The sequence below is a fragment of the Clostridium sp. BL-8 genome (genome assembly GCF_002006495.1).
GTDB lineage: Bacteria > Bacillota > Clostridia > Clostridiales > Clostridiaceae > Clostridium.
Genome location: NZ_LZZL01000006.1, coordinates 28495 through 41413 on the forward strand (window position 1 = coordinate 28495; position 12919 = coordinate 41413).

Sequence of the window (12919 nt, forward strand, 5' to 3'; positions counted from 1 at the left end):
ATGAGTTACGAAGCATATAAAAACAATCAATTAGGTTTTACTACAAGACAATTACATGCTGGTTATAATCCGGCAGAACATTATAGATCAAAGGCTGTTCCAATTTATCAAACAGCAGCCTTTGAACTTGGAGATTTTGAGAGATGTATTAGATTATTTGATTACTCAGAAGAGGGACATTCTTACGTGAGGTTTTCAAATCCAACTAATACAGTACTTGAAAAAAGGCTTGCATCCCTTGAAGGGGGTGCAGAAGCAATTGCGCTGGGTTCAGGAATGGCGGCAATATCAAACACTTTTTTAAATATTGCATCAGCAGGTGATGAAATAGTAGCTGTTAATACTTTGTATGGAGGAAGTACAACTCTATTAAATAGTATTTTACCTGATTACGGGATTGTAGGAAAGTTTGTAGAAGATGAAGACAACATAGAATCATACAAAAAAGTTATTACAGATAAAACAAAAGCAATTTATATTGAAAGCCTTGGCAATCCAGGAATGAATATAATTGATATTGAACCAGTAGCTAATTTGGCACATGAACATGGAATACCACTTATTGTTGATAATACATTTGCAACACCGTATTTATTAAGACCATTTGAATATGGTGCAGATATTGTCTGTTATTCAGCAACTAAATATCTTGCAGGTCATGGAACTACTATTGTAGGAGCTGTAGTTGAAAGCGGTGGATTCAATTGGCTAAATGGGAAATTTCCTCAATTTGAAAAATTTTATCAGGAGTATAAAGATACAATAGGAAAAGAAATATTAGATAAAACTATGTTTACTAAAAGACTTAGGATAAGATATTTAACTGATTTAGGTGCACACTTAAGTCCAACAAGTGCATTTTATTTATTGCAGGGTATAGAAACCTTGTCCTTGAGAATGAGAGAACATGCAGCTAATGCTCAGAAAGTAGCTGAATTTCTTGAAGGTCATCCACAAGTTCTTTCGGTAGCTTATCCAGGGCTTAAAAATAATAAGTATCATGAACTTGCTAAGAGATATTTTCCTAAAGGACCAGGTGCAATAATGTCTATCAGATTAAAAGGAGGGATAAAAGCAGCAAGAAAAGTTCTTGAGGAGGTCAAAGTCTTTGATTATATGGTAAATGTGGGAGATGCTAAATCACTTATAGTTCATTCAGCAACATCAACTCATTTTGGGCAATCTAAAGAGGAAAGAGAAAAAGCAGGAGTATATGATGACACTTTAAGATTATCAATAGGAATTGAAGAAGCAGAGGATTTGATAGTTGACCTTAAAAATGCTCTTGACTCTATAGAGCGTACTGACAATTAATATTAGTCAGTATATATAGTGTTGTTATTTAAATTAATAAAAACTTTAGTATTAATATTCTATATAGAAATTAATCTAATAAATATATAAATGTATTCTTATACCTAACGGCAAACCTACGTTCCCAGAACATAAGTTTGCTATAAGAAGTGTTATATGATATAATTGTTGGAAGAATAGCAGGATATTAGTGGCAAATGAAAAGGATAGGAAATTAGAGATAAATGAAGAATTATAAGATTTATTCAATAATTACAATAATAATTTGGGCAATGGCATACATACTTACAAAAATAGGACTTATATATTATTCGCCATTGGGTCTGAGCGTATTTAGATATATTGCAGCATCAATATTTTTTCTTATAGTAATTTTAGTGAAGAAAGTAACTTTGCCAGATTTTAAAGATATACCTTGGTTCTTTGCCTTAGGGGCTACCGGCTTTTCAATATATGTATTAACCTTTAATATTGGAGTTCAATCAGTTAGTGTTGCAACATCAAGCATAATTATAGCAACTACGCCTATTTTTACAGCTTTAATAGCTAAGGTAATATTTAATGAAGGAATAGGTAAGATTGGCTGGAGTGGAATTTTAATAGAATTTATTGGAGTAGTTGTTATATGCTTATGGGAAGGTATATTTTCATTAAATACCGGAGTGCTTTGGATCTTAATTTCAGCATTTTCTTTTAGTATATATAATATTTTGCAAAGAAAATTGGTTAATAAATATACACCAATGCAAAGTACAGCGTACAGTATTTTTTCTGGAACAATAATACTTTTAGTTTTTTTACCGAAGGTATTGCCAGAACTTAATAATTCGGTTTGGCAGGCTAATGTAAGCGTAATTATAATGGGAGTTGCCTGCAGCGGTATAGCTTATTTGCTATGGTCAAAGGCACTATCTTTAGCTGATAAAACTAGTGAAATCAGTAACTTCTTATTTATATCTCCTTTGCTGACAACGATAATGGGATTTTTCACATTATCTGAAATACCGAGTACTGGTACTTGGATAGGTGGAGCAATTATATTTTTAGGAATTATATTATTTGAAAGAGGGAAGTGAAAACATGTGGCAAAATATTTTAGAATATTTTCAAAAAGATATGGATACTTATTTGCAGGCAATAGGTCAGCATTTAGAGATAAGTTTATTATCTTTACTGGTAGCGGCAATTATTGGGATTCCGTTTGGAATATTATCTACAAAAAATAAAGTATGGTATCAATGGGTGACAACATGGTTTAATACACTTAGAATTGTGCCCAGCTTAGCTGTATTAATTATGCTGATTCCTATTGTAGGAACAGGGATTAAACCAGCAGTAATTGCTCTAGTTTTGCTTGGAATACCACCAATACTTTTAAATACTGCACTTGCCTTTAATACGATTCCTGAATTTATGATAGAGACTTCAATGGCAATGGGGATGTCAAAAGCACAGAGTTTTTGGAAAGTAAGAGTACCATTAGCAGCGCCTCTTATACTAACTGGACTGAAAACAGCAATGGTTGAGATTATTGCTAGTGCAACACTTGCTGCGTATATTGGTGGCGGGGGAGTTGGTAACATTATTTTTACGGGGCTTGGACTTAATAGAGCGGATTTACTGATTATAGGAGGAGTTACTGTAGCAATTCTTTCAATGCTTGCTAATATAATTATGCTAAGCCTAGAAAAATATTTGATTAGATATAAATATATTAATTTAAATACGTAATTTAAAAATAATTAGAATCATTTGATGCTCACGCATTTAATCTATGAAATGAGTGAGATAACTTATAATATAGCGAAATGTTATATATAAAATAAATATAAATCGGGGAGTGATAATATGAATAAAAAAATTAAGAGAATTATAGGAACGTTATTAATTTCAGTTGTATTAGGGAGTCTTGCAGCTTGTGGAAACAGTAAAGGTTCAAATGGAGATAAAGATACAATTCGTATAGGATCAAAAGATTTTACAGAGAATTCAATTGTAGGTGAAATTTATGCACTAGCTCTTGAAGATAAAGGATATAAGGTAGAAAGGGTACCTAATATTGCAAGCTCAGTTATTCACACATCACTTGTGAATGGTGAGATTGATTTATATCCAGAGTATACTGGTACAGGTTTATTGGCAGTTCTAAAAAAGGATTTAATTACTGACCCTCAAAAGGTTTATGATACAGTAAAATCAGAGTATGAGAAACAATTTAATTTAGAATGGCTTAATTATTCAGCTGCAAATGATGGACAAGGTTTAGTAATCCGTACTGACGTAGCAAATAAGCTTGGAATTAAAACTATTTCTGATTTACAGGCTCATGCAAGTGAAATTAGATTTGCATCACAAGGTGAATTCGATCAAAGAGAGGATGGTATTCCAGGTTTAGAAAAGGTATATGGAAAATTCAACTTTAAGTCTTCAAAGATATATGATAATGGTTTAAAATATCAAGTATTAGAGAATAATGAAGCTGATCTTGCACCAGCATCTACTACAGAAGGACAATTGACAAAACCGGAATTTACTTTGTTAGAGGATGATAAACATGTATGGCCGCCATATAACTTAGCTCCAGTAGTTAAAAAATCATTATTAGATGCGCATCCAGATATTGCTGATATTTTAAATAAAGTTAGTGCAACCTTAGATACAAAAACAGTAACAAAGTTAAATGCAGAGGTGGATGTAGATAAGAAAGAATATGAAGAAGTAGCAAAGGCGTATTACGATTCTATTAAGTAATAATGTAGAAGGAGATACACAATGAGTACAGCAATAGAATTTAAAAATGTTAATAAAAAATTTAAAGGATCAGCGTATAGTGCAGTTGATGATGTAAGTCTGACAATAGAACATGGAGAATTTATTACGATTCTAGGTTCTTCAGGCTGTGGAAAGACAACTTTGCTTAAGATGATTAATAGATTGTATGATCCAGGTAGAGGAAGTATTGAATTTTTTGGTGAGGATATTAGCAAGAAAGATCCAGTAGAGTTTCGTAGAAAAATAGGTTATGTAATTCAGCAGGTAGGATTATTTCCTCATATGACTATAGCAGGTAATATTGCAACTGTTCCTAAAATACTCAAATGGTCCAAGGAAAAAATAGATGATAGAGTGGATGAACTTCTTAAACTTGTAGGATTAGAGCCAAATGAGTTCAAAAATAGATATCCTTCGCAGCTATCAGGAGGTCAACAGCAACGTGTGGGACTTGCAAGGGCATTGGCAGTTAATCCAGATGTAATGCTACTCGATGAGCCTTTTGGTGCCATTGATGCAATAAATAGAATTAACCTTCAAGATGAATTATTAAAGATTTATAATACTTCGAAAAAAACATATTTATTTGTAACCCATGATATAAATGAAGCATTTAAACTTGGTACCAGAGTGTTAATAATGGATAAAGGGAAGATACAACAATTTGATACGCCAAGAAATATTGTTAGAAATCCAGCAAATGATTTTGTTAGGTCCTTGATTAATTCCGCAAAAGGACAGGAAATATTTTCGGAGGATTAAAAGCTTATGATTAATTATTTATTAAAATATCCTGATAAGTTATTAAATGCTTTGGCAGGGCATGTAGAGATTGTTTTAATTACCCTAATAATCTCTATTATATTGGCAGCTTTATTAGCAACTTTAGCAGTATATTCAAAAATAGCATCCAAGCTTTTGATTAATATATTTGCAATGGTATATTCAATACCTAGTTTGGCATTATTTGCAATTTTAGTACCATTAACAGGGCTTGGAAAAGTTACTGCAATCATAGTTTTAGTACTTTATAATCAGTACATATTACTAAGAAACATATTAGATGGATTAAATAATATAGATTCGGCTATTATTGAAGCGGCAACTGGAATGGGAATGAGTAAAAGTCAAATATTAGTTCGAGTTAAATTACCGCTAATTACTAAACCAATTTTTACGGGAATTCATCTTGCAGTAGTGTCTACAATGGGTATTGCAACAATTGCAGCATCTATTAATGCTGGTGGAATTGGAAGCATTCTATTAGATGGACTTAGAACAGTAAATACAGCAAAAATACTGTGGGGAACTTTGATGTCAGCAGGTTTGGCAATAGTTGTAAATACAATACTTAATGCTATTGAGAAGAAAATTAGTTAGAATCAAAAATATACATGATATAAAATATAAAAAGCAGTCGAGCTTATTGATTATAATTGTCAATAGGCCTGGCTGTTTTCTATGTTCAGGGCGTTTTAGGAGTTTGGATAAATATTTTAACAGATATCTATTTAGAAAGAGATCTAAATAGATATTGACTTTTTATAGAAAACTTGATACATTCTATTTAGAGATATTTCTAAATAGAATATAAAAAGGAGATGATAAATTGGGATTTCCAGAAACCTTTAAAGCACTATCAGATCCAGTCAGACGAGAAATTTTAGTAATGCTCAAAGGCGGGAAAAAATCAGCAGGAGAGATTTCAAAGGAATTCGATATGACAGGAGCAACAATTTCATATCACCTATCTCAATTGAAAAAGGCTGGACTTATTTTAGAAACAAAGTATAAAAATTTTATATATTACGAAATCAATGTATCTGTATTTGAAGAAATGATGCTTTGGTTTTCACAATTTGGAGGCGATAAAGATGAAAAAAAATAAACTTTTATGGACTACAACTATTATTTGTTTTCTACCTTTGATTCTTTCAGTTATGTTATATAATAAATTACCTGAATTAGTTCCTATTCATTTTAATTATCAGGGAGTTCCTAATAATTATGCGCCTAAATCAGTTGGAGCATTTGGGTTGCCAGTTTTAATGGCAGTAATTAATATTTTTACGCATTTTAAGCTTAATAATGATCCGAAAAAAATGAATTCGCCAGAAATATTGAAATATTTAGGAAAATGGTCCGCTCCCATTCTTTCAGTTATATTAGTACCTGTAACCTTGTTTATTGCACTTGGATATAAAATTCCTATTCAAATTATTTCTTTAGGAATTGTAGGGGTCATTCTTGTAGCAACAGGAAACTATTTACCAAAGTGCAGGCAAAATTACACTGTAGGTATTAGATTGCCATGGACATTAAATAGTGAAGTGAATTGGAATAAAACACATCATATGGCAGGATACCTTTGGATATTAGGTGGAATTTTTATGATAATTGGAGGCTGTATACAGGTAAAGGGGATTCCATTGACTTTGCTTATTATACTAATTATTGTGATAGTACCTTGCGGCTATTCATATTGGTTATATAAAAAAGGAATATAGCATAGAACAAGGTTAGAGCTTCAAATTATTATAATTTTAATAGTTTATCTAAATTAATAAGAGGAACCCAATATAGATTAAAAGATTGGGTTTCTCTTATTTTTTATAATTACTGTTGTTACAACTACTTGTATATATTTATGTAAAATATGCTTATAAAAAATAATCATTTTCTCTATTTAAGGGGGAATTATTAAATAGTTCAGTTCAATCAAAACCATATTATTTTAAAAATGCTTGATTATGGAAAAAAACTATGATATCATTCAATTAGTCAAGCGATTGACTATCCAATGATTTAATATCAGATGTTTAACTTAACAGAAGGAGATTTATTATGATAAACGAAGAGATAGAAAATTTAATGAGAGATACAGCTCATGCAGCTCATAATTTTAAGGATATTTTATATGGTAAGATGGATAAACTTTTAAAAGAAGGTGAGGAAGGATTGGTTAGATCTCACATACTAATTCTTCACGGATTAATGGGAGGAGAACTATCAATGAGTGAACTGGGAAACAAACTACAGGTTACAAAGCAGAATATCACTGTTTTAGTAGATAAGCTTGAAAGACTTGGATTTGTAGAACGTGTAAGCTCAGAAAAAGATAGAAGGGTTTTTTTAATCAAGCTAAATGAAAAAGGTAAAGAATACGTAAAAGTTAACATAGAAAAATATAAGAATTCATTTAGTGATACTTTTAGCAAATTAAATTCAGATGATTTAGAAGCCTTTAAAAATGCGATAGTAACATTAAATGAAATATTACCTAAGCTTAAAGATGAAAATTCTAAATTGGAAGTAAAAAATAATGATTTTTTGTAAATAAATAATTAAAGGAGTAAGTGATTATGAAAAAATATATCCTATTAATTATATTGCCAGTATTTATTTGGACATCTATCCTCACTAGCTGCTCTTCAAACAATAATAAGAATGAAAATTTTGTTCAAGTTGAAAATGTTAATAAGCAAGATTCTGTATACCTTATGGCTGGAAGGATTGAAACTGATGATGAGGTCAGTGTGGCTTCAAAAATTTCAGCTAGAGTTTCGGATATATCAGTTAATATTGGATCAATTGTGAATAAAGGCGATATTATCATTAAATTAGATACTCAAGATTTACAAGCTCAGGTAGCTCAAGAACAGGCAGCAGTAGATACTGCAAATGCTAATTTAACTAATGCAATGAATAGCACGCGGCCTGAACAGATAGAACAAGCACAAGCATCGCTAGATAGTGCAACGGAAGCATGTAATGTTGCTAAAAAAAATTATGATCGTACAAAGGCCTTACTTGATGCAGATGCAGGAACAGATCAGCAGCTGGATTCAGCACAGCAACAACTTACAGCTGCAGAGTCAGCACAAAAATCAGCGCAGGATCAGTTAGATATGCTTAAAAATGGGGCTACAGAAACTAGCATAGATGTTTATAAGGCACAGGTTAAACAAGCTGAAGCAGCATTAAACACCGCGCAGGTAGCACTAAATAATGGAAACATTACAGCACCAATTTCAGGGAAAATTACTGGTAAAAATATAAATCTAGGAGAAATGGCATCACCAGGTACAGCTCTTGTTTCAATATCTAATCCTGATGCTTTATGTGTAAATGCATATGTACCATTAAATATTGCAAAAAACTTAAAAGAAGGACAAGCTACAACTATTAAAGTATCAGAAGTAGAGGATTTAGAATTTGAAGGAACAATATCAGTAATAAATTCGAAGTTAAATTCTCAAAGTAATACTGTTTTAGTAAAAATAATTTTATCAGATCCAAATTCACAATTAAAACCTGGTATGTTTGCAGAAGTTGGTGTAAGAGGTTAGGAGAGGATGATAGCAATGAAAGGAAAACGTAAAATAATAATTATGTGCATATTTGCTGCTATGTTAATAACCCTTAGTGGAGTTGGAATTTATTATTGGTATGAAAATGAATATTTTGTTTCAACCGAAGATGCTCAAGTAGCGGGTGATTTTATAGATATAACGCCTCAAGTTTCAGGGAACCTTTTGGAATTTAATGCAGAAGAAGGAGATACTCTAATTAAAGATCAAATTGTTGGTCGCATGGATGACGATGGAATAACTGATGCAAATATTAACAAATCTTTGCTTAGAGCACCAATCAGCGGCTTGGTAATAAAAAAAGAAGCAGAGAGCGGTGAATTTACTTCTGCTGGATCTACACTAGCAGTGATGGTTGATCCACAAAAACTTTATATTACAGCAAATATTGAAGAAACAGAGGTAAAAAAATTAAAGTCAGGGCAAAATGTAGATGTAAAAATAGATGAATTTGATGGACAGGCATTTCAAGGAAAAGTAGAATCTATAGGAAAAGCTTCAAACTCGGCATTTTCACTTCTTCCATCTTCTTCAAGCGGAACTTTCACAAAAGTAGTTCAAAAAGTACCCGTAAAAATTGAACTTGAAAATATAAATGAGAGTATTCTACCTGGTACAAATGCATATATAAAAATTCATGTTAAGTAGGTGAAGAACATGGAAAATAAAGAAGAAGTCTCATCTAAGTGGCTTATAATGAGTGCTGTAGTTATGGCAGTATTTATGTCAAGTTTGAATACAAGCGTTGTTAATCTCTCTATTACAAAAATGATGCAGACCTTCAATGTATCCATTGACCAAATACAATGGGTTATTAGTTCATATACTCTCACATTAGGAGTTATTATTCCTTCAACAAGTTATTTTGGCGATAAGTTTGGTATGAAAAAAGTGTTTGTTACTGCACTTATACTATTTACATTAGGCTCATTAATGTGTGGAATTGCATGGAATGAAACTAGTATAATTGTTGCAAGAGTAGTTCAGGGAATTGGGGGAGCCTTCATCATATCTCTTGGTATGACAATATTAATGCTGACTTTTGATAAAAGTGAAATAGGACTTGTCATAGGGCTGATGGGCATGTGTGTAATGGCAGCGCCAGCCTTAGGCCCAACATTAGGGGGATATATTATTCAAAATTTTAATTGGAGATTTGTTTTCTTTATAAATATTCCAATTGGAGTAATCGCTACAATAATGGCTATTTTAATATTTAAGGAATCAGAGAACAAGTTCTCAAAGAAATTTGATATTATTGGATTTTTTTCATCAAGTATAGGAATGTCATGCGTTCTTTATGTACTTGGACAAAGCGATATAGACTGGAGCGATATTAAAAATATTATGCTTATGATTATTGGATGTTACAGTCTTATAATGTTTATAGTGAATGAATTGCTAATTGAAGAACCTATGCTTGATTTAAGGCTTTTGAAAAATTATACTTTTTGCATGAGTAATATTATTATGAACGTTGCAATATTAGCCCTTTATGGCGGTGTGTTTTTAATGCCTATATTTCTTCAACAAATTAAAGGACTTGATTCATTGAGTGCAGGGCTTATATTATTCCCTGAAGCTATAGCAACTGCTATTTCAATGAATGTTTATGGTAAGTTTGGAAGCAAAATTGATATAAGAATATTTGCTGTAGCTGCATTAATTTTAATAGGTTTTAATAGTTATAGCATGTCAAAAATAACCTTGGATACTTCAAATTCAACTATTACGATTTTATTAATGATTAGAGGTTTTGGAGTAGGATTTCTTATGGCACCAGTTCAAGCCATAGGTTTTAGCGGATTACCTAAAGCAGCAATGGCAGATGCTTCAGCTTTAATGAATACGGTAAAACAAATAGGAACATCTATAGGCATTACAGTTATTACAAGCATTATGCAGCATAGAAATGTAATTGATTATTCTAACTTAGCAGCACAAGTAACTTCGTTTAATGAAAATAGTATGAAGCTATATAAAATGATTCAAGGAGTGCTTATTAAAAGCGGGATATCTGCTGGTAATGCAAAGGGGATAGCTTTAACAAAGATTTTTGGAGAGGTTGCGGTTAAGTCAGAACTTCAAGCTCTTAATGATACCATGTTTGTTATTTCAATAATTACTGCTATAGTAATTATTCCAACACTTTTGTTAAAACAAGGGAAGCGAGAAGACAAGCCTAAAGCAGAATAATTAAAAGTTAAGTATTCTGCTTCAGGCCTACTAAGGCATCTGAAAGTAGAAATGTAATTCTATAATAAAATAAATGAGCAAGCTAATAGGTGCAAGTCTAAAGAATTATATAATATTCTTTAAACTTGCACCTATTAATTTTATTATTACTACAATTTTTTGTTTAGGGAAACTGAAAATTCAGGGTGTTATTACTTCATGTTATTAACTTCTTTTAGAATTTTTTCGAGTTTTTCAATAGACGAAATTCGGTAATTACATTTTTTGATATCCAAACATATTGATTTATAAGCTCCTTCTCCAGAATTAGATGTTTTGCAGACAGCTTAAACAAAGGCAACATCATTTTTACGTCCTATATTATTGAAAAGAACACACATGTGAGAATTATTAGAAGCTGAATTTGTGATTTTACAAGTCATACCTATGAGTTTTTCGTTCACATTATAAGCAACAAATAACTTTTTGGTTGATTCGTCAGCCCAGCCTAAATTGAATGCAAAATTAAAACTAGAAGTATAAAAATAATAAAACTTAGTTTAAATGTATATGTCTCATGTTTTAGTCATAACCGTTAAAATCTTTAAGCATTTTAACAAATTTTTCAAGTTTATAATCGTCCCACTTGGAAATACGGTCATAAAAAGCAGATTCTTTTTCTTTTAAAGCATCTATAGTTTTTTGTTTACCAAGTTCTGTTAATGATAAAAGTACACCACGACGATCATTAGGAGAAGGTTCACTTTTTACATAGTTTAATTGTTTCAATTGGCTTATAAGACGACTAACAGAACTACGGTCCATAGCTGTTGATTCTGCTAAAACTGTGGCACTTGCTGGTCCAAATGAAAAAAGCCAACGGACAATTAGGAAAGAAGCAGGTTGTAATGTGGAATCAAAACTTTCTGCAGTTCTGACGTTGAGAGCATGGGCAGCACTAATCAACACATTTAGCTGCTCACCCAACTGTTGTTCTAATATAATTCGTTCATTATTTTCACAATTATTATAATCTTTCATAGTTCACCTCAAGTTTAAATATTTCAAAAATACTTGACATATATCAAATAAATAAATATAATTGACATATATCAAGTATATTTATTGGAATCGAGGATGTCAAGGTTAATATAAAGAATAGTAGTAATTAGAAATGAGAACTTTATGTTCAAAGTGTTAACTAATGAAAGTATATAAGTAGGAGGAAAAATAATATGAATACACAGCAAATTATCGTTATTACTGGTGCTACTAGTGGACTTGGAAAATTAGTTGCAATTGAATTAGCAAAGCGAGGCTCACATTTAGTATTAACGGCGAGAAACAAGGAACGAGCTGAGATAACTAGAAAAATGTTAGAAGATATAAATCCTAAAGCTAAAATTGACTTTTTCTTTGGAGATTTATCAATTATGAAAGATGTAAGAAGAGTTGGGCAGGAAATTAGAGCAGCATATCCCAAAATTGATGTATTGATAAATAATGCAGGATTACATGCATTTGAGCAGCGTGTAACCTCAGAAGGTTTTTCAGAAATGATAGCAGTTAATTATTTAGCTCCATGGCTGCTTACTAATATATTGCAGGATTCTTTAATAAAGTTAGGAAATGCACGAATTGTAAATGTTGCTTCTGAGGCATCACGTAATCATGGTGAGCTTAAGCTGCCGGAAGATTTAATAGATACATCTAGTTTTACAAATAGAGGTTCATCTTTGATTTATGGGAAAACCAAATTGTTAAATATTATGTTCAATGAGAAATTATCACAACAACTTTCAGGAACAGGGGTTACAGTTAATGCACTTAATCCAGGTTTTAATGTTACCGGCTTAGGGAGAGAACTTTGGTTTGCTACTGTACTTGAACGGATATTGAAATTATTACACATTGGAGATCCGCGTAAAGGTGCAGATATTATTCTTCGTTTAGCTATAGATCACCAATATAATGGTGTAACTGGTGGATATTTTAATGTTGGAACAGGTAATGCTATTATTCCTATATATCCTGGTAATGATGAGCTCATGCAAAACAAATTGTGGAATGAAACTAAGGCATTATTGCAACAAAAAGGCTTTATAGAATAGATTTATAAAAATAATTAGATCAAGAGTTGCTGTTGTGGCAGCTCCTTTTTTGGATAGATAAGATAAGTGTTGATTTAGGAAATATTATACAAAATATGAAAATATAGATTGACAACGTTTAACTAACATGTTAGTATGTAAGTGTATTCGACTAACATGTTAGTTAAACGTATTTTT

14 protein-coding genes and 1 pseudogene are annotated in these 12919 nt (G+C 31.5%); 13 read left to right on the top strand and 2 right to left on the bottom strand.

The annotated features are described in order from the left end of the window. The 12 genes from CLOBL_RS02410 (at position 1) to CLOBL_RS02465 (ending at position 10652) form a co-directional block, all read left to right on the top strand. A complete protein-coding gene (locus tag CLOBL_RS02410; protein ID WP_077857546.1) occupies positions 1-1314 on the top strand; it encodes an O-acetylhomoserine aminocarboxypropyltransferase/cysteine synthase family protein in 1314 nt (437 codons plus the stop codon). Positions 1315-1538: 224 nt separating this feature from the next. Next, on the top strand, positions 1539-2390 hold the full coding sequence (locus CLOBL_RS02415; RefSeq protein ID WP_077857547.1) for an EamA family transporter: 852 nt from the start codon (positions 1539-1541) through the stop codon (positions 2388-2390). A gap of 4 nt (positions 2391-2394) precedes the next feature. Continuing rightward, positions 2395-3045 carry an ABC transporter permease gene (locus CLOBL_RS02420; RefSeq protein ID WP_077857548.1) on the top strand — a complete coding sequence of 217 codons (651 nt, stop codon included), beginning with the start codon at positions 2395-2397 and terminating at the stop codon, positions 3043-3045. A 117-nt stretch (positions 3046-3162) separates the two neighbouring features. Continuing rightward, on the top strand, positions 3163-4065 hold the full coding sequence (locus tag CLOBL_RS02425; RefSeq protein ID WP_077857549.1) for a glycine betaine ABC transporter substrate-binding protein: 903 nt from the start codon (positions 3163-3165) through the stop codon (positions 4063-4065). Between the two features lie 21 nt (positions 4066-4086). After that, positions 4087-4848, top strand: coding sequence for an ABC transporter ATP-binding protein (locus tag CLOBL_RS02430; RefSeq protein WP_077857550.1), 762 nt, complete (start codon positions 4087-4089; stop codon positions 4846-4848). A 6-nt stretch (positions 4849-4854) separates the two neighbouring features. Then, positions 4855-5466: an ABC transporter permease gene (locus CLOBL_RS02435; RefSeq protein ID WP_077857551.1), complete on the top strand. Its 612-nt coding sequence runs from the start codon at positions 4855-4857 to the stop codon at positions 5464-5466. 229 nt (positions 5467-5695) lie between these two features. Beyond that, positions 5696-5974, top strand: a complete 279-nt coding sequence (locus CLOBL_RS02440) for an autorepressor SdpR family transcription factor (protein WP_077857552.1) — start codon at positions 5696-5698, stop codon at positions 5972-5974. Further along, on the top strand, positions 5961-6593 hold the full coding sequence (locus CLOBL_RS02445; RefSeq protein WP_077857553.1) for an SdpI family protein: 633 nt from the start codon (positions 5961-5963) through the stop codon (positions 6591-6593). Before CLOBL_RS02440 ends, CLOBL_RS02445 begins: the two co-directional genes overlap by 14 nt. Positions 6594-6930: 337 nt before the next feature. After that, positions 6931-7422: a MarR family transcriptional regulator gene (locus CLOBL_RS02450; RefSeq protein WP_077857554.1), complete on the top strand. Its 492-nt coding sequence runs from the start codon at positions 6931-6933 to the stop codon at positions 7420-7422. Positions 7423-7448: 26 nt separating this feature from the next. Next, positions 7449-8435: an efflux RND transporter periplasmic adaptor subunit gene (locus CLOBL_RS02455; RefSeq protein WP_077857555.1), complete on the top strand. Its 987-nt coding sequence runs from the start codon at positions 7449-7451 to the stop codon at positions 8433-8435. Positions 8436-8450: 15 nt separating this feature from the next. Continuing rightward, complete coding sequence (locus tag CLOBL_RS02460; RefSeq protein ID WP_077857632.1) at positions 8451-9104, top strand: HlyD family efflux transporter periplasmic adaptor subunit; 654 nt, start codon at positions 8451-8453, stop codon at positions 9102-9104. 9 nt (positions 9105-9113) lie between these two features. Then, positions 9114-10652 carry a DHA2 family efflux MFS transporter permease subunit gene (locus CLOBL_RS02465; RefSeq protein WP_077857556.1) on the top strand — a complete coding sequence of 513 codons (1539 nt, stop codon included), beginning with the start codon at positions 9114-9116 and terminating at the stop codon, positions 10650-10652. A gap of 191 nt (positions 10653-10843) precedes the next feature. Here CLOBL_RS02465 and CLOBL_RS28425 read toward each other — a convergent pair. Both CLOBL_RS28425 and CLOBL_RS02475 read right to left on the bottom strand, forming a co-directional pair. Further along, positions 10844-11143: pseudogene (locus tag CLOBL_RS28425) on the bottom strand (elongation factor G-binding protein); the annotation flags it as partial. Between the two features lie 70 nt (positions 11144-11213). Beyond that, entirely contained in the window at positions 11214-11672 is a 459-nt protein-coding gene (locus tag CLOBL_RS02475; protein WP_077857557.1) for a MarR family transcriptional regulator, read from the bottom strand. A gap of 194 nt (positions 11673-11866) precedes the next feature. Here CLOBL_RS02475 and CLOBL_RS02480 point away from each other — a divergent pair, with 194 nt between their 5' ends. Continuing rightward, positions 11867-12742, top strand: a complete 876-nt coding sequence (locus CLOBL_RS02480) for an SDR family NAD(P)-dependent oxidoreductase (protein WP_077857558.1) — start codon at positions 11867-11869, stop codon at positions 12740-12742. Positions 12743-12919 lie beyond the last annotated feature (177 nt).